This is a genomic window from Nonomuraea sp. NPDC049028 (assembly GCF_043197735.1).
Taxonomy (GTDB): Bacteria; Actinomycetota; Actinomycetes; order Streptosporangiales; family Streptosporangiaceae; genus Nonomuraea.
In genome coordinates this window covers 1,194,798-1,219,674 of the sequence record NZ_JBICTR010000001.1, presented here as the reverse complement: position 1 = coordinate 1,219,674, position 24,877 = coordinate 1,194,798, and the positions used below count along the sequence as shown (strand labels likewise).

Sequence of the window (24,877 nt, the reverse complement as noted above, 5' to 3'; positions counted from 1 at the left end):
GCCCGTATGGTTAAAAGATCGCCAGTGATGAGCGAGCCCACGTACTTCGTACTGACCGCGTTACTCGATGGGCCTTCGCACGGCTACGGGATCATTAAGCGCGCCGAGGAGCAGTCCGATGGGCGGGTGCGGCTCGCCGTCGGCACCCTTTACGGCGCGCTGGACCGGTTGGCGGGCGACGGGCTGATCGCCGTGGACCGCGAGGAGACCGTCCAGGGCCGCCCCCGCCGCTACTACCGGCTGACCGAGGACGGCCGTGCGGCTGTCATCAAGGAGGCGGCGCGGATGGAGCAGGCCGCCCGGGTCGTCACGGGACGGATCGCCCCGGCGTTGGGGACGGCACGGGCATGAGCGAGGCGTTCACCGAAAGCTGGTACCGGCTGTTCCTGCGGGCCTTCCCGTCCGGCCACCGTGCCGAATACGGCGCCGAGATCCTCGGCACGCTGATGAACGACTCGCCGCGCCGTGTCCCCTCGCCGCGGGAGACGGCCGCCCTCGTCACGGCGGGCTTCGCCGCCAGAGCCCGTAAGGCCGCCGAGGGACCCGCACCGTGGTGGGCCGACGGCCTACATCTCGGCCTCCTGACGCTGGCCCTGGCGAATCTGTCGTACAACATCGCCGACCACGCCTCCCCCTGGTGGCTGGCCGCTTCGGCGGCGCTGGTGGTCGCGCTGCTGCGCGGCTGGGCGCTGGCGGCGGCGATCTACGTCCTGCCGGGCTTGGCGTCCGCGCTCACCAACCCACCGGCGAGCCTGCGGTACACAGCCTACTGGGCGACTCTTGCGGCGCTCCTGCTGATCATGGCCGCGACGGGCTGGAGGCGCGCGGCCAAAGACTGAGAGTGATCACTGGCTGTCGTACTCGTCGTGGCGGCGCCACCAGAAGCCGGTCTCGTTGCGGCCGAGCGGCGCGCGGTCGAGCCACTGGAACATGCCCCAGAGCCCGTCCACCCCACGCTCGTACGTCGAGTAGGTGTGATAAACGACGTCATCCTCATCCTCGTCAACCTCGAGCGCGAACGCGCTCATGCCGGGCCCTTGCTGCCGGTACGTCGGCCAGTCCGTGCCCACGCTCGACGCGAACTCGACGAGGACGGGATTCTCCTCACCCGACTCCGGCGGCCGGACGTCCATCGAGCGGAAGTTGTACTCGACGACTCCCGACTGCCACTCCTCCTTGGTGTGCGTCACCCGGAAGTCGTAGTTGAAATCGCTTCCGAACGATGAGGCCCAGGGGAAGCTCCAGCCCATCCGCCGCTTGTACGCCTGCAGTTTGGCGAGCGGGGCCTGCGACACCGCGCAGAGCGTGACGTCGTGGTTGGCGAGGTGGACGACGGAGCCGTTGAAGCCGTCGGCGATCGCCGAGCAGGACGGACATCCCGCCTCGTAGTCAGGCCCGAACATGAAGTGGTAGATGAGCAGCTGCGAGCGTCCCTCGAAGAGGTCGGCGAGGGACGCGGTGCCCTCGTCGGTCTCGAAGCGGTATTCCTTGTCGACGCGGACCCAGGGCAGCTCCTGCCGCTGCCGCGCCACTCGGTCGCCCTGCCGCGTCAGGGCCTTCTCGGCCTCGAGCAGCTCCAGCCGGGCCGCGAGCCACTCTTCACGCGTTCCGGTCTTGTGATCGATCATTGTCTTCTCCTTGTCGTATTAGGTCACGACTCCCCCTGCCCCTCACGTACCCAGATGCCGCCTGAGGGCGTCGAGACTGGAGTCCCAGTCACGGGCCAGCGCGGCGAGGAACTGCTGCGCGACCTGGATGGGGGCCGACTGGAGCCGGTAGCGGACGCGACGCCGCTCGCCGGGCTCGGCGATGACCAGCCCGGCCTCGGCGAGCAAGCCGAGGTGCTTGGCGATCGCCTGCCGGGTGATCGGCAGGCCGGCCGCCAGGTCCGTCGCCGTGGCCGGCCCGCGGGACGCGAGCGCGGCCAGGATGCTCCGCCGGCTGGGATCGGCCAGCGCGGCGAAGACCTCTTCCGCGACGGCCTCCGGCTCACGCTCGGGCATCGAGGTATTCGACGAGCTCGTCCAGCTCGCTCTGCCATCCCTTGACGTTGCCGCCGTACGCGCCGGAGTAGAGGTCGTCGGGCAGTTGCGCGAAGCCGGATTCGACCACGGTGAGCCGGGTCCCTCCGGCCTCCGGCTCAAGGGTGAACTCGACGTAGGTACGGCGCGTATCGTCGGCCGGCAGGCCGTTGATGCCCCAGGTGTAGCCGAACACGTGCGGCGGCTCGAGGCGCTCGATGCGCAGGTAGGCGTTATGCCCGCCCTCGAAGGTCAGTTGGGCGAGGCCGCCGACACGCAGGTCGACGGTCGCCTTGTGACCGAACCACGTGCCCAATCCCTCAGCCGTCGTGATCGCTTCCCACACCTTCGCGGGCGGGTGGGCGACGCTGATGCTGCGCTCGATGCGATCGGGAAAACCCATGACACACCTCCATCTGTTGCAACCATTCGGTTGCCACAACACTATGGCAACCATTCGGTTGCGTCAACCGGTCGGTAGGGTGGGCCGACCTCCGGCGGTCCTTCGTGGGCTGCTATGAAGGTCGCCGTGACCCTTGTTGAGACTCGTGCTGGTACGGTCCGTGGCGTCGATCTCGGCGATGTGCTCGTCTGGCAGGGAATCCCCTATGCCGCTCCCCCTGTGGGCAAGCTCCGATTGCGCCCGCCGCAGCCGCCGGCGCCCTGGCAGGGGGTGCGGGAAGCCACCGCGCCGGGGAACGCGGCCATGCAGTCCGTCCTGCCCGGCCTACCGGCCCCGGCCATGGACGAGGACTGCCTGTACGCGAACGTGGCGGCGCCTCCCCCGGACGGCCGGTTGAGGCCGGTGCTGGTGTGGATACACGGAGGTGGCTATCTCACTGGCAGCGGCACCGACATGTACGGCGACGGGGCGCTCTTCGCCCGCACCCATGATCTGGTCGTGGTCAGCTTCAACTACCGGCTGGGCAGCCTGGGCTTCCTCGACATCGGCGACTCATCAGGCGTCTCAGGACTGCTTGACCAAGTTCAGGCGTTGCGCTGGGTGCGGGAGAACATCGCGGCGTTCGGCGGAGATCCGAAGCGGGTCACCCTGTACGGTCTGTCCGCCGGCGCCAAGAGCGTGGCCAACCTGCTGGCCACCCCGCTCACCCGAGGACTGATCCACCGGGCCGCGTCCAGCAGCGGCGGCGGTGACCACGTCGCCACCCCGGCGCAGGCCAAGGCCGTGACCGTACGGTTCCTTCGGGAGCTCGGCGTGAGCGCCGACCGGGTGCGCGAAGTGCCCGCCGCCGAGATGCTCGCGGCACAGGACGCCATCGCCACCGGCGCGAAGGCCCTCTGGATCTGGCGGCCCGTCATCGACGGGACCGTGCTGTCCGGCAGGCCCATCGACGCCATCGCCGCGGGTGCCGCCGCCGGTATCCCACTGCTCGCCCAGACCTGCGGGAACGAGGGCGGCACCTTCCAAATGCTGGACGCCAGTACGGCCGCACAGGCGCCGAGGGTGCTGGCCGAACTGTTCGGCACGGCCGAGGCGGACACGATACTGGCCGCGTACCGCGAGAGCCGACCCGAACTCGACGACACCGCGCTCGGCCTGGCCGTCCTGAGTGACGAGCGGTACGGCATCCCCACAACCCGGCTGGCCGAAGCACAGGCACGACACGCCCCGGTGTGGCGATCCTGCTACGACGGCCCCTTTCCCGGGGTACCCGCCACGACTCCCCTGGGCAGGCTGCTACGGGGTGGGCACAGCGCGGACGGGCCGATGATCTGGCAGTCGACCCCACTCACCGAGCCCGCCGACCGGGCGCTGTCGGCAGAACTGCACGACACCTGGGGACACTTCGCCCGGGGTGCCGCGCCCAGTTGGGCACCCTACGACACCGAACACCGCCAGACCATGATCTTCGACGCCGGCCAGAGCCGAGTCGAACCCGATCCCCGACCGCTCGAGCGCCGCGCCTGGAACGGCCGCACCTGGCCCTCAGGCACCTGGTGGCACCTCGACGGCCTCACCTGAGACGGCCTTCACCTGAACAGCCCGGCCAGGCGGCGGCAGAGCAGACCCGATCAGGTCAGTAGCGGCGTGGCGTACCTCAAGAAGGCTCAGCTGGCTTCGCGAAGGGGTTGGAACTGGACGGTGAGACGTAGGCCGAGGGCTTCGGCGAAGCGTTCCAGCATGGGGATTGTCGGCATGGTGCCGCCGGCTTCGAACCGGGCCACCGCCGGCTGCTGAAGACCTGCGCGCTCGGCCAGCTCCAACTGGGTCAAGCCAAGCTCTTCGCGGCGCAGCCGTACGGCCTCACCCAGCTCGAAGCGGATCCGAGCGGCTTCGTAAGCGGCTCCGGCTCCCGGACGGCTCATGATTTCGGCGCGCTTGTCGGTCCATGCCTTGCGCTCGCTCATGTCACTCATCCTCATCCGCCGTGTGAGCCTCGGCGATGCACCGGTTCATAGCTCGCACAGCTCGTTTGACCTCGGCCGTCTCGCGCATCCGCTGCTTGCAGAACACCGTCAGCAGAATGATCCGTCTGCCTGATGCGATCCAGTATGTAACGCGCACAGCCTCTTGAGAGAGATAGAACCGAAGCTCCCTGAGCTTGCCATGCAGTTGCCTGGTGTACGGCTCGTCGAGCAGCACTCCACGCCACGCCAGCAAATCGACATAGAAGACCACCGTTTCCTGATCCTCCTGGCTGAGCGAGTCGAACCACTTGTCGATCTCAGGCTCCAACTCCACCTCTCCCCAATTCATAACACGGACGTTATAGCGCAGGCAAGCGCGGTGTCCCTGAAATGAGAAATAAGCCCAGGTCACCGGCTACGCTCGCCTATTTTGGCGGAGCGATCTCATCCGACCCAGCGCCAATGGACGACGCCTGTCAGCGGCCGTACTCGGTGGACCAGTTGCTCGGGACTCCATGGGCCCGCAGGCGCGCGGGCGCGTGCCGGACCAGCCAGGCGGACAGTGTGGCGCGCTTGTTCTCCCCGTCGTCCCAGGCATCCCAAGGGAGCCGGTCGGCCAGCAAGTCGGACTCCCAGTGGGCCACCGCTTCAGACAGGCGCTGGTCGGCGACGGGGTGGGCCACCGCCTCCCAAGCGGCCAGCCACGGATCGAGCGTGCCAGACGCCTCGGTGCACAGCACGAGCACCTCATGCGCGGGCACGGCGATCTCGGATGTGGTGAGGCTGTACGTCCACCACGCGTGCAGGAATGCCCAGATCTCCGATACCTGCTCCGCGGGCCAATCCCGCCACTGACCACGAACGAATGAGCGACCAATCTCCTCCATGCCGGACAAATTCTCCACGTAACCGTCGACGAGGTCGGACGCCAGCTGGGGCAGGATGCGGCGCAGCACCGATCCGTGGTCATCCCAGTCGGTGGCCCTCAAGGTGCGCCCCAGAAGGTCGAGGCTCAGCCACACGTCCGGCACCTTCAGACGAGCGAGGTCTTCCGCGCTGCCCCAATGGCACTCGCAGTTGCGCTCGTCGGGGCGGGCGGTCATGCCACGGAAGGTGGTGGCCACGCCCTTCAGCGCTGCGTCGAGACGAAGACCGGTGAGCGTCTGGGAGAGGTGCTTCATGGGCGTACGCCTTTGAGGGCTCCGGAAGCATGAGCCAGCCGAAGATCCCTACCTTACTCTCCCGACAAGAGCCGCTCTCGGACGGCCCTTCGTCGGATTCAGAGGAGGAACGGATCCGCCCGCCAGGCGTAGTCGTCGGGTAGGTGGAAGTCGGTCAAGGGGATCACTCGGCTGGTGGGCGAGGTGCCGCGCGAGGTGACCGGTCTCAGCCGTTTCTGGCACAGCGCGGTCGGGGGTTGCCTGAGGACGAGGCTGGTGTAGCCCTCTTTCCGCAGTTCGAAGCAGAGCGCCTTGATCAGCCGAGCGGACAGCTCCGCATGGCGGGGCTCGACCAGGTGGATATAGCGGAGTTCGCAGGCGTCAGGGGTCGGATGCCCCAGAACGGCGCCGATGACACCGAACAGCTCGCGCCGATGGTCCTGATCGAGGACCAGCAGGAGGCGCTGCTTGCCGGTGCCGGTGTTCTGGAAGATTTGATGGCGTAGTTCAGCCACGCTGCGCAAGCCGGTCAGCTCGGTCACCAACGGTTCGTCGTAGGGCTCGTAGTCGCGGACGCGGTCTGCCCAGCGCAGGTGGAGATCCAGGTACTCCTCGTGCGCGCAGGGCATCATCCACCCGTGCTTACGCGTGCAGCCGGGGTCCCAGTGGTAGGCGTAGTGGATAAGAGAGGCGGCCAGGTCGGGGTGGGCACTAGCCCAGATGTCGTCGAAGATGTACCAGGGCCGATGGCCGTTGAAGTCCGTGTGAAGGGCCATCTGCGCCAGGTGCTCGCCGACCTGGATGAGTGTCCGCTCGGGCAGACGACCGTTGTCGGGGGTGAAGCTGCGCAGGTGTTCCAGCGCCGTCTGGTGCGCCTGGTCGTGCGGCTCAGGGAAATCTCTGGCTTCGCCGGCGAAACGGTTGAGACGTTCGAGGGCAGGTGCGATGCCGTCTTCGTCCGGGGCTACCAATGCTCTGAGATCGAGGAGGTGGCCGGGCCAGGTGTCCAGATTCTGGATGGGCCGGCGCAGTGCGGCGCCGAGTTGAGGCAGTCGCACACCGGGAAAGGCGTAAGTCCGATCCCAGCCAAGGGTGTCGTGCCTGGCATTTAGAGCAGTGAACAGCAAGTAGGTGGTGCCAACATCGCCGGCTGTTGAGGTGGCGAGCTCCGCGCAGGGGAAGGGCGCGACGAACGGCGTCGGGCCGGGAGCAACGGCGTCGGGCAGCGGCCAAGAGGGGTGGACGGGGTAGGCCCAGCGGTCCGGCTGCTCAGCGACACGGGCGTCGTCGACGAAGTAGAACGCTTCTTCCAGATTCGTGCCCATACTGCTGATGCGGATGCTGTGGGCATCGATGTGCAGCTCATTGTCGGCCCACAGCTGCATCCGAATCCGGCGGCGTAGTTCGACCATGTCCTCAGGAGGAGTGTCGCCGCATTCCCTCAGCCGTTCCAACTCGTAGGGTGCGTCGTTCAGGTCGGAGTGCGCCCGATCGAGGCCGTCCGGCTCCCACAAGCGGCGAAACCACTCAAGGACGGTGAGGCCGGGCACGTGCCGGACTCTCTTGCACAGCGGCCCAGCTTCCCAGTCGCGATGGATGAAGTACATCAGATGTGGACCCCTGAGGTGATGACGCCGTGGCTGGCCATGTCACTACCGTCGCGCACACGAGTACGGAGCAGGACGCACGGTAGCGCAGAAAACATCGGACAAACTGATGCTTAACCGTCCTCTGCCCAGATTCCCGGAATCCCAGGACGTCCGTGCGGAAAGTGGCATCACCTGCGCCCGGCCGAGCGGCTGGGCATGGGCGGGTCATGGCCGCATGACGGACGCGAGGAGCGCCAGCTTGTCGGCGCTGTCGGTGCCGGGGTCCGGGTGGAGGACGACTAGTGTCTGGCCTGTCGCGCCGCTGACGGCCAGTCTCTCCCGGTTCAGCCACAGGCCACCGAGCTGGGGGTGGTCGATGTGCTTGGGTGTGCCTTCGCACGTGTTCACGTCATGGCGGGCCCAGAGCCTGCTGAAGCGAGGGCTGGCGAGGGAGAGCTCGCCGACGAGTTCGATGAATCGGGGGTCGTCCGTGTCGGTGCCGACGGACTCGCGGAAGCCGGCGACCATGCCCTGCGCGGCGTCCTCCCAGTCTGGGTAGAGGGCCTGCTCGGCGGGGTCGAGGAACACGTCCCGCAGGCGGTTGCCCCCCGCCACGAGTCGCGGCGACAGAGCGGTCGCCAGTGCGTTGGCGGCGAGGACGTCGAAGTAGCGGCCCTCCACGTACGCGGGGAGCGCAAGCGTGACGACGAGCTTGGCGACGCCCGGAGGGACGGTCTCCTTCCGGGAGCGCCGCCGACGCCGCCGGGGCTTGTCCGCCCCGAGGCGTAGCAGGTAGGCCGTCGCGTCGTCGTCGAGTTGCAGCACGCGGGCGAGCGACTCGAGGACCTGCGTGGAGGGGTTGCGGTCGCGGCCCTGCTCCAGGCGCAGGTAGTAGTCGGCGCTGATGCCGGCGAGCATCGCGACCTCCTCCCGGCGCAGGCCCGACACGCGCCGTACGCCCACCGAGGGGATGCCGGCCTGTTCAGGAGTGACGAGCTCTCGGCGGGCGCGTACGTAATCGCCAAGAAGGTTGGATTCGTCGCTCATGTCCCCACGGTAGTTCGCGCACCTTCGTGCGTGCCTGGTCCTGTCACCCCCAGGATCGCGGGGGCGATGGCTCCGTCAGCGGATGAGCGGAAATCTCACTTCCGGCACGAACACCGGATCTCACCTCCGGCACGAACACCGGCGATCTCGGCCGGTGGTCCCTTTCGCGAGCAAGGAGCTACACCATGTCAACATATTTGCTGGTACACGGGGCCTGGCACAGCGGGCAATGCTGGGAGCGGGTGGTCCCGTTGCTGGCATCGGCCGGGCATCGGGTGGTCGCGCCGTCGCTGACCGGCTTCGGCGACAAGGCGCATCTGCTCGGCCCCGAGGTGGGGCTGGACACGCACGTCGACGACATCGTCAGGCTGATCGTCGAGGAGGGCCTCACCGACGTGATCCTGGTGGGCCACAGCTACGCCGGGCTGGTCATCTCGTCCGCCGCCAATCGGATCCCGGATCGGATCACCCATCTGGTCTATCTCGACGCGATGGTCCCGGAGGACGGCGAGAGCGCGCTGGATGTGCATCCCATGACCCAGACCCTCATCGACCGCGCCGCGGAGTCCGGTGTCGGGTGGCGGATCCCGCCGATGCCCGAGTTGCCGCCGCCCCTGGGTCTGTTCGGGGTCACCGAACCGGCGGACGTGGCGTGGCTGCGGACGATGTTGTCGGATCAGCCGGTGCTCTGCTTCCGGCAACGGGTCCGGCTGGACAATCCGGCCGTACGCACGATCGCGCGGACGCACATTCACTGCGTCGCCCGCGCACCGGAGGGCATCAAGCGGCGGCCCGTCCCAGCGATCCAGCCCAACGGCAGCCCGGCACAGGTGTGGGAACTGGAGACGGGCCACGACTGCATGATCACCATGCCGGCCGAGCTCACCGAACTGCTGCTCAAGCTCGGCTGACCCGCCCCGCAGACGGTAGACGCGGGCAGAGCGATAACCGCCCTCAGGTGGGCTCGGCTGGTTGATCAAGACCGAGCTTCGTGCGTAGGCGGGTGACGCCGGCGTGGAGGGCGGGAGGCACCGTGATCAGGATGGCTATGGCGGCGCCGAGGCTGTTCCGGACGGTTTCCACGATCATCCAGCCGAGCAAGACGGTCAGTGGGGTCCAGGTGCGCAGGTCCGTCCGTAGGATCCAACGGAGAACGGACAGCAGATGATCGGCCGGCATGTGCCGTATGGGGCGGCGCAGGGTCAGAGCCAGAGCGGGCATGCCGAGAGCCAGCCTGAGCGCGAAGCGGGTGCGGGCCCGCGGGTCCCCCAGCACGTCGAGCTCGCCGAGCCATTCGTCCACATAGCTCGCTCTCACCGCCGCCGGGAGAAGCAGCGCGCTGAGGACGAGCACCTGGTACCTCGCGCCGGTGTCCCCGAGCAGGTGGGTCAGGCGGCCGCGGGCGATCGATTCGAGTTCGTCCGCGATGGCGCGCAGGCCGAGGTGCCCGGCGAGCGGTGCGATGATGTCCAGCGTCTGCTTGCTCTTCAGCCGCTGTTTGTCCTGGTCGAGGTGCTGGATGGTGCGCATGTTGTGCAGCCGGTCGAGCACCTTCAGGGCGAGGACGCGGTTGTCCGCGGCGTCGATGGCCGCCTGATCGTGCCTGTGGTCGAGCTCGGTCATGCTCTGGACCAGCGTGGTGATCTCGTCGCCGAACTCCGCGCGGAGCTGTGCGGCGTCACATCCGGTGTCCTCGATGACATCGTGGAGCAGGGCGGCGCAGACAGTGGCGCAGTCCAGACCGGCGTCGATCGCGATCTCCGCCACGGCGACGGGGTGGGTGATGTACGGGTCACCGCTCTTGCGCACCTGGCCCTCATGGCAACGGGCGGCGAACTCGTAAGCACGCTGAATCCGGCCACGCTCCACAGCCGTCGATTCGGCGGGCAGCCGAGCCAGCAGCGGCTCCAGCAAGCCGGTCATGACGTCACCGGCCGGAGGTTCACGGCGGGTCCGCGGGACCGCTCGGCTCGCTCGAGGGCGGCGCGAGCCCGGAGAGCGCCCTCCTCGGTCAGCGTGTAGTAGTAGCGGGCGCGGCGGCCCTGCGCCAGGTGCTCGGCCGCGGACTCCTTGTGGCGCTCGATCCAGCCGAATTCGCGCTCCAGCCTGGCCAGGATCGGGTAGATGGTGCCGCTGGGCTGAGCGGTCTTCTCACACAGTTCCAGCCCGTAGCGGCGCTTGGTCGGGTCGGACAGCATCTCTTCCAGCACGAGCATCGTCTGCAGGGTCATCCGCGGACCATTCGTCATGTGTAGAACTCTAGATATCCAGCACGGACTGTGACATTACCTCGCGGGTGACAACCATGTACCGCGCGCCACGAGAGCCGTCCCAGCCCGCGGCCACGGCACAAATTCCTGTTTTCGCAGCTGGACCGCATCTCGCGTGTCCCACCGTGTCCCACGGACGCCGCGCGCGACCTTGCCGCGGTGGTCGGATGAGTCCTGTCACCACGTACCAGCACCAACCCGATGAGAAAGGCAGTGACAGGACATGGGCCAGCACGTAAGCGACAGCGTCAAGGACATTCAGCAGCAACCCAAGGGGCGCGGAATGAGGTTCACGCTCAACGGCGCACTCTGGTCGCTTCAAGCGTTGTTCGGCTTCTTCTTCGCCGGCAGCGGTTTCGGCAAAGTGCTGCTGTACGACGGAGCCCTGTATGCGGCGGCGCCCCGGGCCGTGGCTTGGTACGCCGCCGTGCCGCAGCCCCTGATCGTCTTCATCGGGGTCTGTGAGGTACTGGGCGGCGTCGGCCTGATCCTGCCGGCGATGACGGGAGTCAAACCGAAGCTGACGCCGCTCGCCGCCGCGGGCCTGGCACTGACGATGATCCTCGCGGCTGGTTTTCACATCAGCCGCGGCGAATACGCATTGGTGCCGGCGAATGTCTTGCTGGGCGGCGTCGCGGCGTTCATCGCGGTCGGACGGTGGAAGCTGAGGCCCATCGCGCCCGCGACCATCACCACCTCACGCGTACTCAAGTCGTCGGCGGTCCTCGGCGTGCTGGCCCTGCTGGCTTTCGCTCCGACGTGGTACACGATGACCAACGTCCAGTTCTGATCACTCCGCCGGCGCGCACGGCTACCCGAGGAACTCCCGGAGCGAACGCGGTTCGCGGCCCAGGATGTCGGCCACGGTCGTGGTCGTGCTCGCCCAGCGCCCGTCCCCGATCTGGGCCATGAGTTCGGCCAGGTCACGGGCCGCTTGGGCGGGCATGCCGCGCTTCTCCAGGTGAACGGCGGCGTCCTCGACCAACTGGTCCACGTAACGTACGGTCCGGCCGAGTGCCCGGGTGAGCTCGGCGGCGATCTCGTCGTGCGTAGGCGCCACCGGGCCGGTGAGCTCGTACGTGGCGTCGGCGCCGACGGGACGCGTGAGCAACACGGCCGCCACCGCCGCGATGTCCCGCGCGTCGATGTAGCCGACCCTGCCTCTGCCGTACGAGCCGAAGATCCGCCCCTCCTGGTCGACGTCGCCCGCGAGATTCTGCATGAAGCCGACGGGCGCCAGGATCGACCACGGCACCCCCGACGCCTTAAGATGCTCGTCGACCTGCCCGTGCATGCCGAACCCGAGCAGGCTGCTCGACGTCACGCCGCGCACGGACACGGTCACCACCTGCGCCACTCCCGTGGCCGCCGCGTGATCGACGACCGCCTTGTGCGCTGCCACGAAGCCCGGCCACAGCGCGCTGTTGAGGAAGAGCCTGTCACCCGGCTCGATCGGGATGCTCTCCGGCCGTTCCAGGTCGCCGACCACGTACTCGCATCTCAGTTCCTCGCCCTGTTCCGCGCGCCGCACGACGGCTCGCACCGCACCGCCGAGTTCCTCGACCAACGCGCGCCCGATCGTGCCCGTCGCACCCGTCACCACGATCACCGCAACCTCCTAAGTGGAATATCAGCTTCCGGTTGTATACTAAGCGGAAGCCTGCCGTCCACTTCAATGGGAGTTCAATGCGCGCCGATGCCCGCCGCAACCGGGACAGAATCCTGGAGGCGGCCCGCGACGCTGTGGCCGAGCGCGGCGCGGACGCGCCGATGGAGCTGATCGCCCGCCGGGCCGGGGTCGGCGTCGGCACGCTCTACCGCCGCTTCCCCGACCGCGGCGCGCTCCTCGCGGCCCTGGCGGAGCAGTATGTTCACGAGCTCATGGACGCCCTCGACCGCGCCGTGGCAGCCGAGCCTGACGCGTGGTCGGCCATTCGCACCTTCGTCGTCTACAGCGTGGAGAAGGGCCGCGGCGCCATCGCGGCCGCGCTGGCCGGGACCACCGCGCCGCAGGCGAGGCAGGCGCTGGTGCGTCGGCTTGATGAGCTGGTACGGCTGGCGCAGGCGGACGGCGCGCTGCGGTCAGATGTCGGTACGGACGACCTCATGGAGCTGCTCACCGTGTTCGCCTGCCACCCGGATGTCATCCCGAAGCGCTTCCTCCCGCTCATGCTCGACGGCCTCGACCGGCGTTAGCCTTGCCGCCGCGGTTGGCGATCGGGGGCGGCGACGCGGGTCGTGAGTGCGAAGATCTTGACGTTCGGCGCCACGGGGCTGGTGAACGAGACCGCCTCGCGGATCGCGTCGGCGGCTACCGACACCCGCCAGATGGTCACCTTGCGGCCGTTGACGTTGTAGCGGGTGTCGGCCGTGAGTGCCGCCTCCTCGCCGAAGTGGGGTGCGGCGCCGGCCCAGTCGGTCACCTTGAGCGGGGCCGTGGAGGTTGTGCCGTCCGCGTAGGTGATCGTGAGCTCGATCTGCTGGTCGCCGTTCACGGCCGTGACCAGCAGGTCGAGGGCCTGGTAGCGGCCTGGCGTGAGGTAGGTGCGCTGGCCGCGCAGTGTTGAACCGTTCTTCATATTCGCTGCGAAAGCCTGGGATTCTGTTCTGGGTTCGTGGTCCGTGCTGTGTGCGTGGAATGTGATCCGCGGGATGGATCGGCATCCGGCGGGCGTGTATCGCTCAAGTGTTCTACCCAAAGTCGTCAACTCTTGGTAGCGTTACGGTCACATATTGTGGCGGCGGGGGGTGGGCGGGGTGCAGGTTGGGCTCCAGGTAGTGCGGTACACGCGTCGATGCCGCCTGGTCACCCCTGTCCTGATGGGGGCGGTGGGTGAGTAGGCTCACCGCGACCGCTCCCTGCACCGTCCGTGCCGCCGTGGTGGAGGCGAGTGGTGAGGTCGTCGCGCAGGCGCTGCTGGTGCGGCGGGCGGCCTGGCTGGCCGCTCTGGCATGCGATGTGACCGCCCGTTTGGTGGTGGCCCGGTGGAATGCGGCTGATCTGGACTCTTTGGGGTCCGGGGTGGGGCTGGACGGGCGGGTGTTGCCATCGAAGGGCTGGATGGCTGTTCGGCGGCTGGGCTGGGGTGTGGGCCCGCCCTTGGGCGTGTACGTCGGTGATCGGGTGCTGCGGTGCGCCCAGGAGCAGGCCGCTCGCTTGTTGCGGCTGGCGCTGCACCGGCGCCGTCTGGTGGCGGCGATCGTGGCCACCTGGCCGCACGACCCGGGTGCACGTACGGGCGTCGAATGGGACGCGTTGCGTGCGCTGCTGCCGGACGGGGTGACGGCGGCCGACATCCGGAACCGGACCCGGCAGGTTCGCGCCTACCTCGACGCGCATGGCGCGTTCCCAGCCGATCTGACCGAACTGGAGGAGCCGCCGAACGTTGCGGCGCAGGTCGTGCTGGCGGCGGCCGACCGGCAACTGCTCACCCTGGAGCGCACCGACGGCCGCAGCGCCCGGCTGTGGGTGCGGCTTCCGCTGGTCGAGTTCCCCGCCTCCGGTCGGGACTGGGCGTGGCATGTGCTGCCGGTCGCGCTGCCGCCGACCGTCCCGGCGGAGGCTTCGTTGTGCGCTCCCACCGTGCGGGTGAGCAAGGGCCGGGTGCGCGTCGATCTGCCGTTCCAGATCCCGGTCGGCTTCGCGCCCGCTACCGGTCATCGGGTCGGGTGCGGCTTCGACTGGGGCCTCAACGGGCTGCTGGTCGGCGTGACGGGGCGTCTGGCCGACGGCCGAGTGATCAGTGATGGGCGGCCGCTGGTCTACGATGCGAGCGGTGTGTCGGCCAAGCTGCACCGGCTGCGCGGCGAGCGTGAACACCTGGCCGCCAAGCACCGGCACCTGCAAAGGCTCCTAGCCGGGATCACGCCCGCCGATCCCCGCTACGCCGCGTCGCGTACGGCCTGCCAGAGCCTCAATGTCGAGCATGAGCGGCTGTGCGCCCGTATCCGCAATCTGAACAAGGCACTGGCCTGGTCGGCGGCGCGGTGGGCGGTCGATCAGGCCGCCGCCGCGGGGGCGACGGTCATTTATGTGGAGGATCTGGCCACCTTGGAGGCGCGCGGGTGCCGGGCCAGGGTGAACGCGCGCCTGTCGGGGCAGGTGCGCGGGCGGATCGTCGAGGCGATCCGGCATCTGGCGGCCAAGTACGCCATCGCGGTGGTCACGGTCGCGGCGCGTGGGACTTCCCGGTACTGCCCCCGGTGCGGGGAGGGCACGTCGGTGCTCCGGCATTGCCCGGCTCCGGACCGACTCGGCGAGCGGGGCTGGAGGTGGGCTTACTGCCCGGCCTGTGGCCTGTCGTGTGATCGGGACTGGGCAGCGGCCGAGCGGATCGTCTCCCGTGGCCTGCTCGGCCAGAAGGCTACCCGCACCCACCGTTCCACCGGGGTGCGCACCATCCACGCCATCGTGGAGGGCAACGTGGCCCGCGCCCGCCGAACGCGCAGGCCCACCCGGGCGGCCCGCCGCGCCCGCCGCACCCGAACCGATCTGCACCCCCGACCGGCAGCGCGGGACAGAGCCAAGAGGCGTCCCACCCCGAAACGGCCCACCCGCGCCTCAGCCACCGCACGAAACAACTCGATGACGTCCAGCCGTGTGCCCGACCGGCGCACGGTGCCCGCCCCACCGCCCATCGGCGGTGGACAGCGTCCGGCGGGCCATGCACCCAAGCCGGGACGGCACCAGCCGTACCGGACAGGTCATGTCAGGAATTCTCACCATCGGACCGGCTTCCACCACGCTAAAGCCACCCCCGTGCTCATGCACATCGAGCACGGGAACGGCCCAGGCCAGGCCACGCCTATCCGAGTTGCCGGATTCCTCCAGGGAACCACAGAGAATTCAAGACGCTGGTGTAGGAGATGCCGATCTTCATGCGGACATCGGCGTCGGCGAAGGTGACGTACCCGCCGGAGCCGCGGCCGGCCCGGTCGGCGCCGGTGGCGTAGCCCTCGCCGCCGGCGGCCGTCGTGGTGCCGGGGCGCAGGTCGCCGTTCACCCAGGTGCCGGTGCCGGAGAAGGCGCGGTCGAAGGAGGCCGCGAAGTGCAGCCGGTAGTAGCTCTTGCGGTTGTTGACGCCGCCGTTGGCCCTGCGGCCGCAGAAGGCGCCGGTCAGCACCGAGCCGGTGACCGCACGGGTGGCGGGGTCGATCGTGATCTCGGCGTTCTCGCTGCCGTTGTGTGAGTTGGACACCCGGAACAGCAGGCTGGCGGGTGAGCCTTTGGGGAAGGTGAACTCGCCCATACCCGCGCGGGTGGTGACCGCGAGGTCGGTCTTGACGCCGGAGTCCAGCGTGACCGTGTATCGGCCGGGCCGTGCGCTCTCGTTGTCGTGGCTGAAGGTGCTCGCGTAGATCGCGTCTGTCGTGTCCGCGGTCGGTGAGGACGTGATCGGGCCGGCGAACGGCATGATCGGGACGTCGCCCGCGGCCCCCGGATGGCACCCCGCGCCGTTGACGTGGGTGAGTGCGAAGCCTCTCACGCGGGGGGTGTTGTAGGAGTAGCCGTTGGCGCCTGCGGCGTTGGTCTGGTCGCCCGCCGTGTTGGTCGGGCTCCACGAGATCATCCCGAACGGCAGGACGGCGCCGGGGTAGGTGTTGCCGCCGTTGGCCGATCCGATCAGCGGATCGACGTGGCGTACGGGATCGGTGACCTTGGCGGGAGAGGAGGTTGCGCCGGCCGGGACGGCGATGGCCGTACTGAGCACGGCGCCGATGAGCGCGGCGGCTAGCCACGAACGGGGAGAGAACACCTCGTGATCACACCGGCTCACACTAACCGAGCCATGAACGCTCACGTAAGCCTAGAAGTCCGGACAGATAATCCCGGGGCGGAAGCACGGTGATGCGCTCAGGCCGCGATCACGGGTTACGGCTTGCGGCCGACGCCCCCATAGAGCCATCGCGTGGCCTCGGGGGCCAGGTCGTCCGGGTCGGGGTGCCAGGTGTCGATGGTGACCAGGCCGGGAGGCACCAGCTCGAATCCCTCGAAGAAGCGTGCGACCTCCGCGTGCTCACGGAAGTAGATCGGCGTCGGCGTGGCCGCGTAAACAGCCTCGATCGCGGCCACCGCATCCGCCAGGTGACCGTCGCGGGTGACGTGGGTCATCGTGAGATAGCTGCCGGACGGCAGGGAGTCGCGCAGCTGGGTCATGACCGCGTCCCGCTCGTCCATGGTCAGGAAGTGCACCATAGCGATCATCAGGACGCCTATCGGCTGGCTGAAGTCGAGGAGCTTGACGGTATGCGGGTGTTCGAGGACCTCGGCGGGGCGCCGCATGTCGGCGGCGGCCACGGTGGTGTTCTGGTCGGTCGCGAGCAGGGCGCGGCCGTGTTGCAGCACGACGGGGTCGTTGTCGACGTAGACGACACGGGCGTCGGGGATGATCTCCTGGGCGATCTCGTGCGTGTTGCCGACCGTGGGCAGGCCGGACCCGATGTCGATGAACTGCCGAATACCCTGCCTTGCCATGTGGCGTACCGCACGGCGCAGGAACGCCCGGTTCTCCAGGGCCAGCTGGCGGACCTCTGGCATGGCCTTCTCGACCCGGCGTACGGCTTCCCGGTCGATCTCGAAGTTGTCCTTGCCCCCTAAGTAGTAGTCGTACATCCGGGCGACGCTCGGCCTGGTGACGTCGATGCCGCTAGGTCCGCTTGCGCCGTGCTCCGTCATGAACGGCCTCCATCTCCTAGATCATTTCCCTGAAATTAGCGCAAACATCGACAGAGCGCGCCAAGCGCTGGTCGACCGGCGAGTCCACCGAAGCATATCGATCTTCTCGACCAGGACGCATAGGACATTGACCAATATCTTTACACGGCACACGCGAATCTAGTCAGAAGCTTCAGCCGTCTCGCTGAGATCGCCAGGTCGATCCCACCCGCCGCCCGCCGCCCGGGCGCCGTCGGCAGAACCGTCGAGACGGCCCGCTGTCCATTTCAGCGGCGTTCCGCTGTTCCAGAACGCGTCTGCCATCAGGGAAGATCTGAGCGCTGTCGTTGACCACGAAGTCTCTCCAGCGCGGCCGCGACCTCCCGAACCTGCTCAGGCTGCCGGGTGCACCAATCGGAGACATCATCGAACCATCGGTTCCAAATGGAGCTGACAGCATCAGCGGTGATCTTCTCTCCACCACGCACGAGAGCGGCGAGATCACCCACCTCGGGGTCGTATTCGTCTTCAGGCGCCCCCATGCCCAGCAGTCCTTCGGGGTCGTATCGATTGATCAAAGCACGGACAGCCGCAGCCACCTGATCACCAGTCATGACCCCAGCATGTCCCAGCACGGCCGAACTTCGGCTGCGATCACCGTCGGTCATGTCTCCACTCGATGACTCCACCGGTGAGGCAGCGGCCGCCATCGGGGACATCGCCACTTGGGGGCTGGCGCGCGAGAATGATCTCGATATAGTGTTCGATTTAATGGCTGATCGCATCCACAAGTGTGTCGGTTTCGTGCCTGGTAGGGAAAGTGTGCTCGACTCCCATGTCGGCTTCGACATCCTCAACCGCCTTCGCGTGACGGCGCCCGGCCATCGTGATTCTGCGAAGGCGTGGACGATCAAGCCCGCGACACATGTCGCTTGTCCGCTACGAAGATCATGAGAAGGGAATGCCTGTGGGTTTATGGACTTCGGCAGGACGTCGTCTCGGGGGGCTGGTGGCCGTCGTGGCTCTGGTTCTCGGCGTCCTCGCCACGGGGGCACCAGCCGCCTCGGCCGCCACGACGAACGTGGTGAGCAAGCTGGACATCGTCTTCGAGCGCACCACCGCGTCGAAGTGCCCGGTCACCTTCGACGTCCACGGCTACTTCGAGGGGCTGCCCGCGGGCGCGCAGACGATCGAGTATCGCCTCGTCGGCGCCCAGGAGTGGAAGACGCTCGTCATACCCGCCGAACGCGGCGCCGTCTACCAGGCCGTGCTGGAGACCGTCACGTGGGAATGGGCGCCGGACTCGCGTGACTACGCGGTCCAGATCGAGATCAACCAGCCTGACGGCCTGCGGTCCAACGCCCTCTACTACTTCAAGTGCGGCACTCCGCCAGACGGGGAGACGTTCGGCGTCGCCGCCGAGGACATCACCCGCACGGCGAGCGGCGGCCCGCTGGCCGAACTGGCGGCCGACGCGCAGCTCGAGTCGGTGCGGGCCAGGTCCGGCGCGCAGGTCGCGCTCGTCAACAGGTACGTCGTCAAAGCGGACCTGCCCGCCGGACCGATCGGCTTCGAGCAGTTGTGGAACGCGCAACCCGCCGGGCTGGCCATCAACGTGCAGACGATGACCGGCGGCCAGCTCAAGAAGCTGCTGGCCACACCCAACCCGGCGGGCACCGTGCTGACCCCGTCGGCCGGGCTGCGCTACACCCTCGGTAGCGGGAAGGTCCTGTCGATGACGCTCGACGGGGTTCCGGTGACCGCCACGCAGGAGATCAAGGTCGCGGGCGGCTGGAGCCTCATCGCCGGCTTCGACGGCTGGCCGCGCTGGGAGGGGACGACCACGTACACGAGCGGTGCCGACGACACCGGGGCGCTCGCGTCCTACCTGGTCGCCCATTCGCCGGTGACGGCGCCACTGGGCGACCGCGTCACCGTCCGCTAGCCAGGAGGCCTGGCCGTGCACCGGCAGCGCGCACGGCCAGGTCAGTGGTTGCGTGGGGCCGTGATCGCGTTCACCGTGTACGTCGTGTCGGGGGCGGGAGTCGTGGTGAAGCGGGCGTTGGGCAGGTAGAGCCGGTTGCCGAACGACGCCACGGTGCTGGGGACGTCGAAGCGCGGGTCCGTCAGCCGGTTCACGACCTGGCCGGACGAGCCGTCGGCGGTCAGGCGGATGACGGTGACCGTGTTGAGCCGATTCTGCACCACGTACAGTGTCCGGCCGTCCAGCAGCAGGCCGTCGCCGTTGACCAGGGACTCGCCGCCCAGGTTCACCTCCGTGGTGACGCCGGTGGCGGGGTCGGTCTTGAAGAGCTTGCCGACGTTGGACTGGACGATGAGCAGGCTCTCGCGGTCGGGGGTCGGGGCTATGCCGTTGGCGTTGTTGCCGGTCGTGTACTGGATGGCGCCCGTGAGCGGCACCGATACCGCCTGGTCGGGCAGTGCGCCGTGCCGGCCGAGCGGCACCTTGTACAGGACGGGGTTGGTGGAGTCGGTGAACCAGGCCGCGTCCCGCGTGAGCACGACGTCGTTGACGAACGACGCCCCGGTGGCCAGCGGGTACGACTTGAGCACCGCTCCGGTACGGACGTCGATCACCCGGGCGTTCCCGGCGGTGCCACCGGAGACGAACAGGCGGTTACGCGAGTCGAGCTTGAGCCCGACCGAAGGGGTGCCGGGGCCCTTGCTGACGACGGCGCCCTGGCCGGTGCGCAGGTCGGCGCGGTAGATGTCGCCGTTCGCCAGGGAGCCGAGGTAGGCCACGGGCCGACTGCCGATCGCTATCCCCTCAGGCCGGAAGCCGTTGGGGAGCGCGATCGTGTCAGGCAGCGTCATAGCGTCAGGCCGTGTGGCCGCCTGCGCCATCGCGCCGGGCGGCGTGGCCGCCGACGCGGGCGTGCCGGGCAAGGTGGCGAGCAGGGCGCAGAGCGCGGTCGTGAGGATCGCTGATCTCATGCGGCCCACGATGCCCTCGCCCCCCAGCCCGGCAAAGGCCCAAAGAGCCGGTTCACAGCTATTTCTGAGGAAATAGTGCGAAATGTCAGACTTCGACTACTTCCACGCCCATGAGGTCGGCCAGAGCACGCAGTTCGGCGGCGCGGTGGCCAGTACCGAGGGACCAGTGGTGGGAGATGCCGGTGGCGCTCCAGTCGTCCGTCCACTCCCCCGGATCGCGGCCGAAGTCGACGCGCGACGTGGTGTTGCCGATCTTGAGGTGCGGCCCGTCCACGGTCTCACCCTCCGACACGGCGAAGCCGAACCGCCCGTCACGCCGCTGGAGCAGCCCGAACGCCGTCACCGGCCCATGCGCGACGTCGAACTCGACCGACACGCCCCACCCGCGCTTGCCATGGAAGACGCCCAGGCCGCGCAGCAGCGGCTTGCGCGAGCTGATCGCCAGGTGGGCGGGCCCGTCGTGGCCCATCTCGACATGACCGCGCAGGAAGTCGAGCGCCTGCAGCTCGGTGAACGAGCCGCCGCCGCCCAGCCGGTCCATGATCAGCATGGCCAGCGAGGTCCGCAGCTCGTACTCCCCCGCCGCCGGGACGCCCCGCGCGGTGAGCAGTGAGGAGCCGAGGATCATGCCCGCGCCAAGCCGTTCGTGGATCTCGCCGTCGAGCCCGCGGTGGTAGTAGGCGAGGCTGTCCAGCTCGAAGTCGGCCACCAGCTGGTCCAGCCCGGCCGAGACGCGGGCCGCCCACTCGAAGTCCTCGGGCACGACCGTGTCGGCCAGCTCGAACACCTCCCGCGCGAGCTCCATCCGCTCCTTGACCTGGGTGTCGGTGACCTTCTCGACGCGTACGCGCAGGTCGTCGAACTCCAGCACCTCCACGTGCCCGCCCAGATTGACCGGCACCAGCGTCAGGTCGGTGGCGACGTCGAGCATGCCCGGGTAGAGGTGGCCCATCAGCCCGTGCCGCCCGTCGCGCAGCGTGGCCCGTACGCCCGCCGCCTTCACCCACCGCTCGATCCGCGCCCAGGCCCGCTCGTCCTCCAGGTAGCCGGACACCGATCGGAACGGGATCCCGGCCCTGGTGAAGGTGTTGGCCATCTCCGGCAGCGGGCACGCGCCGCAGTAGGCCAGCCACTGCCCGGTGTCGAACGTCTCGTGGTCCATCGACTCCGACGGCTGCAGGTTGATCAGCAGCACCGGAGCGCCGCTGCGCTGGGCGATCGGCAGCAGCATGGTGGCGGTCATGTAGGTGGTGAGGAAGCCGACGATCAGGTCGCAGCCCGCCTCCCGCAGCCGTTCGGCCGCGGCCGCGCCCTGCTGGGCGTCGGAGATGAAGCCGACGTCGACCACTTCGCAGCCGAGCGTGCCCATGCGCTCGGAGACGCGCGCGGACGAGCGCTCCAGCTGGGGCAGGAGGTCGGGGAACTGCGGCCAGTACGCGCCGAGCCCGCCCGCCACGAGCCCGACCTTGGTGGGCCGCGCGGGGATCCGTTCGAGCGTCATGTCTTCTTGATCTCCTCTTCCGGTCTTTCGGTCGTGGGCGGGGTATGCCGCCGTGACAGGTCGGGGCTTCGGCGGGAACGCGCCCCCAGAGCGGAGGGGGCGCATTCCCGGCGTACGAGCGTCAGCGCAGGAAGGCGGCGGCCACTCCCGCGTCGACCGGGATGTGCAGCCCGGTCGTCAGCGACAGTTCCCCGCCCGTGAGCGCGAACACCGCCGCGGCCACGTGCTCCGGCAGTACCTCCTGCTTGAGCAGCGTGCGCTGGGCGTAGAACTCGCCCAGGCGCTCCTCCTCGACCCCGTAGACGGCCGCCCGGTTGGCGCCCCAGCCGGAGGCGAAGATCCCCGAGCCGCGTACGACGCCGTCGGGGTTGACGCCGTTGACCCGGATGCCGTGCGGGCCCAGCTCGGCCGCGAGCAGGCGTACCTGGTGGGCCTGGTCGGCCTTGGCCGCGCCGTAGGCGACGTTGTTCGGCCCGGCGAAGACGGCGTTCTTGGAGGAGATGTAGACGATGTCGCCGCCCATGCCCTGGCTCAGCAGGACCCGCGCGGCCTCCCTGGAGACCAGGAACGAGCCGCGGGCCATCACGTCGTGCTGCAGGTTCCAGTCGTCGAGCGTGGTCTCCAGCAGCGAGCGCGACAAGGACAGGCCCGCGTTGTTGACCACCAGGTCGACGCCGCCGAAGGCGAGGACCGCCTGGCGTACCGCCTCGGCGATCTGCTCCTCGGACGTCACGTCCACGCCCACGGCGATCGCGACGTCCTGCGGCCGGTAGGCGGCGCCGCCGAGCTCGGCGGCCACCTTGTCCGCGGCGCCCAGGTCGCGGTCGGCGACCACCACGCACGCGCCCTCGGCCGCCAGCCGCCTGGCGGTGGCGGCGCCGATGCCGGAGCCGCCGCCGGTCACGAACGCGACGCGCCCGGCCAGCCGCTTGGGCGCGGGCAGGCGGCGCAGCTTGGCCTCTTCCAGCTCCCAGTACTCGATGCGGAACTTCTCCGACTCCTCGATCGGCTGGTAGCTGGACAGCGCCTCGGCGCCGCGCATCACGTTGATCGCGTTGACGTAGAACTCCCCGGCCACCCGGGCGGTCTGCTTGTCCTTGCCGAAGCTGAACATGCCGACCCCGGGCACCAGCACGATCGCCGGGTCGGCGCCGCGCATCGGGGGCGAGTCGGGGGCCGCGTGGCGCTGGTAGTAGGCGGCGTAGTCCGCGCGGTACTGGGTGTGCAGCTCGCCCAGCCGGGTCAGGACGTCCGCGAGCGGCGCGTCCGGCGGCAGGTCCACGACGAGGGGGGCGACCTTGGTGCGCAGGAAGTGGTCGGGGCAGGAGGTGCCGAGCGCGGCGAGCCTCGGGTGCTCGGCGCGGGCCAGGAAGTCGAGCACCTCGGGCGAGTCGGTGTAGTGGCCGACCTGGCGGGCGTCGGTGCTGGCCAGGCCGCGGATCGCGGGGAAGAGCTCGGCCGCGCGCCGGTGCCTGGCCTCCTCCGGCAGGGGTTCGTGGACGACGGCGCCGAACGGGTCCGGGCGGCCGTGGTCGGCGATGTACTGCTCGGCGGTACGGATGATCTCCAGGGAGTTCGCCTGGCACTCGGCGCTCGTCTCGCCCCAGGCGGTGATGCCGTGGCCGCCCAGGATGCAGCCGATGGCCTGCGGGTTGGCGGCCTTGATCGCGGAGATGTCGAGGCCGAGCTGGAAGCCGGGCCGCCGCCACGGCACCCAGACGACCCGGTCGCCGAAGATGCGCGCGGTCAGCTCGGGGCCGTCGGCGGCGGTGGCGATCGCGATGCCGGAGTCGGGGTGGAGGTGGTCGACGTGGGCGGAGTCGACCAGGGCGTGCATGGCGGTGTCGATCGACGGTGCGGCGCCGCCCTTGCCGTGCAGGCAGAAGTCGAAGGCCGCCACCATCTCGTCCTCGCGCTCCTCGCCCGGGTAGACGCCGGTCAGCGCCCTGAACCGGTCCAGGCGCAGGACGGCCAGGCCGCCGGCGGTGAGCGTGCCCAGGTCGCCGCCGGAGCCCTTCACCCAGAGCAGCTCCACGTCCTGGCCCGTGACCGGGTCGTTCTCGGTGCCCTTGGCGGAGGCGTTGCCGCCGGCGAAGTTGGTGTTGCGCGGATCGGAGCCGAGCGTGTGCGCTCTTTCGAGCAGTTCGTTCATGGCGTCAGACATCAGGCCCCCCAGCCTGCCTGGTTACCGCCGACACGGTCGGCGGCGATCTTCTCGAAGTATCCGGACTTGGCGTAAGCGGCCATCGGGTCGGGCGCGAGCCCCATCTCCTCCCGCAGCTCACCGAGCAGCGGGCGGACATCGGTGTTGTAGGCGTCCATGAGCACGGCGTTGGCGCCCAGCACGTCACCTTCCCGCTGGGCGGCGGCCAGCGCGTCGCGGTCGACGAGCAGCGCCTTGGCGGTGGCCTCCTGGACGTTCATCACCGAGCGGATCTGGCCGGGGATCTTGGGCTCGATGTTGTGGCACTGGTCGAGCATGAACGCGGTCTCGTTGGTGTACCCACCACCGCCGATGACCTCGAACATGATGCGGAACAACTGGAACGGGTCCGCCGCGCCGACCATCAGATCGTCGTCGGCGTAGAAGCGCGAGTTGAAGTCGAAGCCGCCGAGCTTGCCCTCACGCAGCAGGAACGCCACGATGAACTCGATGTTGGTGCCGGGCGCGTGGTGCCCGGTGTCGACCACGACCTGCGCCTTGTCTCCGAGCTTGAGGCAGTGCGCGTAGGCGGTGCCCCAGTCGGGCAGATCGGTCATGTAGAAGGCGGGCTCGAACAGCTTGTACTCCAGCAGGAAGCGCTGCTCCTCACCGAGCCGCTCGTAGACCGCGGCAAGGGCTTCGGCGAGCCGGTCCTGACGGGCCCTGATGTCGTCCTGGCCCGGGTAGTTGGTGCCGTCGGAGAACCACAGCTTGAGCGTGTCGGACCCGGTGGCGTCCATGATGTCGACGCAGTCGAGCAGGTGCTGGAGCGCCTTGCGCCGTACCGCCGGGTCGGGGTGGGTGACGCTGCCGAGCTTGTAGTCGTCGTCCTGGAAGACGTTGGAATTGATGGCCCCGATGGTCACCCCCTGCTCGGTCGCGTGCCGGGCGAGGTCGGCGTAGTCGTCGACCTTGTCCCACGGGATGTGCAGCGCCACGGTCGGCGCGACGCCGGTGTAGCGGTGCACCTGGGCCGCGTCGGCCAGCTTCTCGTACGGGTCGCGCGGCACGCCCTGCTGGGCGAACACCTTGAACCTCGTGCCGGAGTTGCCGTACGCCCAGGACGGCGTCTCGATGCGCTGCTGCCGCAGCTGATCCTTGATCAT

28 protein-coding genes are annotated in these 24,877 nt (G+C 68.8%); 9 read left to right on the top strand and 19 right to left on the bottom strand.

Annotation, left to right across the window (positions count from 1 at the left end):
* Window positions 1-27: 27 nt before the first annotated feature.
* Window positions 28-351: a PadR family transcriptional regulator gene (locus tag ACGFJ2_RS05460; RefSeq protein WP_357955760.1), complete on the top strand. Its 324-nt coding sequence runs from the start codon at window positions 28-30 to the stop codon at window positions 349-351.
* Entirely contained in the window at window positions 348-839 is a 492-nt protein-coding gene (locus ACGFJ2_RS05455; RefSeq protein WP_393464955.1) for a hypothetical protein, read from the top strand. Before ACGFJ2_RS05460 ends, ACGFJ2_RS05455 begins: the two co-directional genes overlap by 4 nt.
* A gap of 6 nt (window positions 840-845) precedes the next feature.
* On the opposite strand, the gene ACGFJ2_RS05450 is transcribed toward ACGFJ2_RS05455, so the two are convergent.
* The 3 genes from ACGFJ2_RS05450 to ACGFJ2_RS05440 are packed head-to-tail and all read right to left on the bottom strand — an operon-like array spanning window position 846 to window position 2,424.
* Window positions 846-1,628 carry a DUF899 domain-containing protein gene (locus ACGFJ2_RS05450; protein ID WP_393464952.1) on the bottom strand — a complete coding sequence of 261 codons (783 nt, stop codon included), beginning with the start codon at window positions 1,626-1,628 and terminating at the stop codon, window positions 846-848.
* 42 nt (window positions 1,629-1,670) lie between these two features.
* Window positions 1,671-2,003 carry a metalloregulator ArsR/SmtB family transcription factor gene (locus ACGFJ2_RS05445; protein WP_358187549.1) on the bottom strand — a complete coding sequence of 111 codons (333 nt, stop codon included), beginning with the start codon at window positions 2,001-2,003 and terminating at the stop codon, window positions 1,671-1,673.
* The gene (locus tag ACGFJ2_RS05440) at window positions 1,990-2,424 is read right to left on the bottom strand and encodes an SRPBCC domain-containing protein (protein ID WP_393464948.1); all 435 of its coding nucleotides are present in this window, start codon (window positions 2,422-2,424) and stop codon (window positions 1,990-1,992) included. The genes ACGFJ2_RS05445 and ACGFJ2_RS05440 overlap by 14 nt, the downstream gene beginning before the upstream one ends.
* 126 nt (window positions 2,425-2,550) lie before the next feature.
* On the opposite strand from ACGFJ2_RS05440, the gene ACGFJ2_RS05435 reads away from it, so the two are divergent.
* A complete protein-coding gene (locus tag ACGFJ2_RS05435; protein ID WP_393464945.1) occupies window positions 2,551-4,005 on the top strand; it encodes a carboxylesterase/lipase family protein in 1,455 nt (484 codons plus the stop codon).
* A gap of 86 nt (window positions 4,006-4,091) precedes the next feature.
* On the opposite strand, the gene ACGFJ2_RS05430 is transcribed toward ACGFJ2_RS05435, so the two are convergent.
* The 5 genes from ACGFJ2_RS05430 to ACGFJ2_RS05410 form a co-directional block, all read right to left on the bottom strand.
* The gene (locus ACGFJ2_RS05430) at window positions 4,092-4,391 is read right to left on the bottom strand and encodes a helix-turn-helix transcriptional regulator (RefSeq protein ID WP_357955771.1); all 300 of its coding nucleotides are present in this window, start codon (window positions 4,389-4,391) and stop codon (window positions 4,092-4,094) included.
* Between the two features lies 1 nt (window position 4,392).
* Window positions 4,393-4,740 (bottom strand): type II toxin-antitoxin system RelE/ParE family toxin, encoded by a 348-nt coding sequence (locus tag ACGFJ2_RS05425; RefSeq protein WP_393464941.1) that lies wholly within the window; start codon window positions 4,738-4,740, stop codon window positions 4,393-4,395.
* Between the two features lie 127 nt (window positions 4,741-4,867).
* Window positions 4,868-5,572 (bottom strand): hypothetical protein, encoded by a 705-nt coding sequence (locus tag ACGFJ2_RS05420; protein WP_393464938.1) that lies wholly within the window; start codon window positions 5,570-5,572, stop codon window positions 4,868-4,870.
* 98 nt (window positions 5,573-5,670) lie between these two features.
* The gene (locus ACGFJ2_RS05415; protein ID WP_393464935.1) at window positions 5,671-7,158 is read right to left on the bottom strand and encodes a hypothetical protein; all 1,488 of its coding nucleotides are present in this window, start codon (window positions 7,156-7,158) and stop codon (window positions 5,671-5,673) included.
* Between the two features lie 207 nt (window positions 7,159-7,365).
* Window positions 7,366-8,187, bottom strand: a complete 822-nt coding sequence (locus ACGFJ2_RS05410) for a helix-turn-helix domain-containing protein (RefSeq protein ID WP_393464932.1) — start codon at window positions 8,185-8,187, stop codon at window positions 7,366-7,368.
* A gap of 185 nt (window positions 8,188-8,372) precedes the next feature.
* On the opposite strand from ACGFJ2_RS05410, the gene ACGFJ2_RS05405 reads away from it, so the two are divergent.
* Window positions 8,373-9,098: an alpha/beta fold hydrolase gene (locus ACGFJ2_RS05405; protein ID WP_393464929.1), complete on the top strand. Its 726-nt coding sequence runs from the start codon at window positions 8,373-8,375 to the stop codon at window positions 9,096-9,098.
* 43 nt (window positions 9,099-9,141) lie between these two features.
* Here the strand turns inward: ACGFJ2_RS05405 and ACGFJ2_RS05400 are convergent, their stop codons facing one another.
* Together ACGFJ2_RS05400 and ACGFJ2_RS05395 are read right to left on the bottom strand one after the other, a co-directional pair.
* The gene (locus tag ACGFJ2_RS05400; protein WP_357955783.1) at window positions 9,142-10,110 is read right to left on the bottom strand and encodes an HD domain-containing protein; all 969 of its coding nucleotides are present in this window, start codon (window positions 10,108-10,110) and stop codon (window positions 9,142-9,144) included.
* The gene (locus ACGFJ2_RS05395; RefSeq protein ID WP_357955785.1) at window positions 10,107-10,436 is read right to left on the bottom strand and encodes a helix-turn-helix transcriptional regulator; all 330 of its coding nucleotides are present in this window, start codon (window positions 10,434-10,436) and stop codon (window positions 10,107-10,109) included. Before ACGFJ2_RS05395 ends, ACGFJ2_RS05400 begins: the two co-directional genes overlap by 4 nt.
* Before the next feature lie 244 nt (window positions 10,437-10,680).
* Between ACGFJ2_RS05395 and ACGFJ2_RS05390 the strand changes: the two genes are divergently transcribed.
* Window positions 10,681-11,247 carry a DoxX family protein gene (locus tag ACGFJ2_RS05390; RefSeq protein ID WP_393464925.1) on the top strand — a complete coding sequence of 189 codons (567 nt, stop codon included), beginning with the start codon at window positions 10,681-10,683 and terminating at the stop codon, window positions 11,245-11,247.
* A 21-nt stretch (window positions 11,248-11,268) separates the two neighbouring features.
* On the opposite strand, the gene ACGFJ2_RS05385 is transcribed toward ACGFJ2_RS05390, so the two are convergent.
* Window positions 11,269-12,066: an NAD(P)H-binding protein gene (locus tag ACGFJ2_RS05385; protein ID WP_393464922.1), complete on the bottom strand. Its 798-nt coding sequence runs from the start codon at window positions 12,064-12,066 to the stop codon at window positions 11,269-11,271.
* 77 nt (window positions 12,067-12,143) lie between these two features.
* On the opposite strand from ACGFJ2_RS05385, the gene ACGFJ2_RS05380 reads away from it, so the two are divergent.
* Window positions 12,144-12,653 (top strand): TetR/AcrR family transcriptional regulator, encoded by a 510-nt coding sequence (locus ACGFJ2_RS05380; RefSeq protein WP_393464919.1) that lies wholly within the window; start codon window positions 12,144-12,146, stop codon window positions 12,651-12,653.
* Here ACGFJ2_RS05380 and ACGFJ2_RS05375 read toward each other — a convergent pair.
* Entirely contained in the window at window positions 12,650-13,036 is a 387-nt protein-coding gene (locus ACGFJ2_RS05375; RefSeq protein WP_393464916.1) for a hypothetical protein, read from the bottom strand. The two genes, ACGFJ2_RS05380 and ACGFJ2_RS05375, sit on opposite strands and share 4 nt — an antisense overlap.
* 254 nt (window positions 13,037-13,290) lie before the next feature.
* Here ACGFJ2_RS05375 and ACGFJ2_RS05370 point away from each other — a divergent pair, with 254 nt between their 5' ends.
* The gene (locus ACGFJ2_RS05370) at window positions 13,291-15,363 is read left to right on the top strand and encodes a zinc ribbon domain-containing protein (protein WP_393464913.1); all 2,073 of its coding nucleotides are present in this window, start codon (window positions 13,291-13,293) and stop codon (window positions 15,361-15,363) included.
* Here ACGFJ2_RS05370 and ACGFJ2_RS05365 read toward each other — a convergent pair.
* From ACGFJ2_RS05365 to ACGFJ2_RS05355, 3 genes are all read right to left on the bottom strand, one after another.
* A complete protein-coding gene (locus tag ACGFJ2_RS05365) occupies window positions 15,263-16,213 on the bottom strand; it encodes a hypothetical protein (protein ID WP_393464910.1) in 951 nt (316 codons plus the stop codon). The two genes, ACGFJ2_RS05370 and ACGFJ2_RS05365, sit on opposite strands and share 101 nt — an antisense overlap.
* A 116-nt stretch (window positions 16,214-16,329) precedes the next feature.
* Window positions 16,330-17,133 (bottom strand): SAM-dependent methyltransferase, encoded by an 804-nt coding sequence (locus tag ACGFJ2_RS05360; protein ID WP_393464907.1) that lies wholly within the window; start codon window positions 17,131-17,133, stop codon window positions 16,330-16,332.
* 302 nt (window positions 17,134-17,435) lie between these two features.
* Entirely contained in the window at window positions 17,436-17,780 is a 345-nt protein-coding gene (locus ACGFJ2_RS05355; RefSeq protein ID WP_393464904.1) for a hypothetical protein, read from the bottom strand.
* Between ACGFJ2_RS05355 and ACGFJ2_RS05350 the strand changes: the two genes are divergently transcribed.
* Both ACGFJ2_RS05350 and ACGFJ2_RS05345 read left to right on the top strand, forming a co-directional pair.
* Window positions 17,779-18,066: a hypothetical protein gene (locus ACGFJ2_RS05350; protein ID WP_393464901.1), complete on the top strand. Its 288-nt coding sequence runs from the start codon at window positions 17,779-17,781 to the stop codon at window positions 18,064-18,066. The two genes, ACGFJ2_RS05355 and ACGFJ2_RS05350, sit on opposite strands and share 2 nt — an antisense overlap.
* 64 nt (window positions 18,067-18,130) lie before the next feature.
* The gene (locus tag ACGFJ2_RS05345) at window positions 18,131-19,057 is read left to right on the top strand and encodes a 5'-nucleotidase (RefSeq protein ID WP_357955804.1); all 927 of its coding nucleotides are present in this window, start codon (window positions 18,131-18,133) and stop codon (window positions 19,055-19,057) included.
* A gap of 41 nt (window positions 19,058-19,098) precedes the next feature.
* On the opposite strand, the gene ACGFJ2_RS05340 is transcribed toward ACGFJ2_RS05345, so the two are convergent.
* The 4 genes from ACGFJ2_RS05340 to rhaI form a co-directional block, all read right to left on the bottom strand.
* Complete coding sequence (locus tag ACGFJ2_RS05340; protein WP_393464898.1) at window positions 19,099-20,067, bottom strand: SMP-30/gluconolactonase/LRE family protein; 969 nt, start codon at window positions 20,065-20,067, stop codon at window positions 19,099-19,101.
* Between the two features lie 85 nt (window positions 20,068-20,152).
* A complete protein-coding gene (locus ACGFJ2_RS05335; RefSeq protein WP_225297993.1) occupies window positions 20,153-21,568 on the bottom strand; it encodes an L-fucose/L-arabinose isomerase family protein in 1,416 nt (471 codons plus the stop codon).
* A 121-nt stretch (window positions 21,569-21,689) separates the two neighbouring features.
* Window positions 21,690-23,732 (bottom strand): bifunctional aldolase/short-chain dehydrogenase, encoded by a 2,043-nt coding sequence (locus ACGFJ2_RS05330; protein ID WP_357955807.1) that lies wholly within the window; start codon window positions 23,730-23,732, stop codon window positions 21,690-21,692.
* Entirely contained in the window at window positions 23,732-24,877 is a 1,146-nt protein-coding gene (gene rhaI / locus ACGFJ2_RS05325) for an L-rhamnose isomerase (RefSeq protein ID WP_357955808.1), read from the bottom strand. The genes ACGFJ2_RS05330 and rhaI overlap by 1 nt, the downstream gene beginning before the upstream one ends.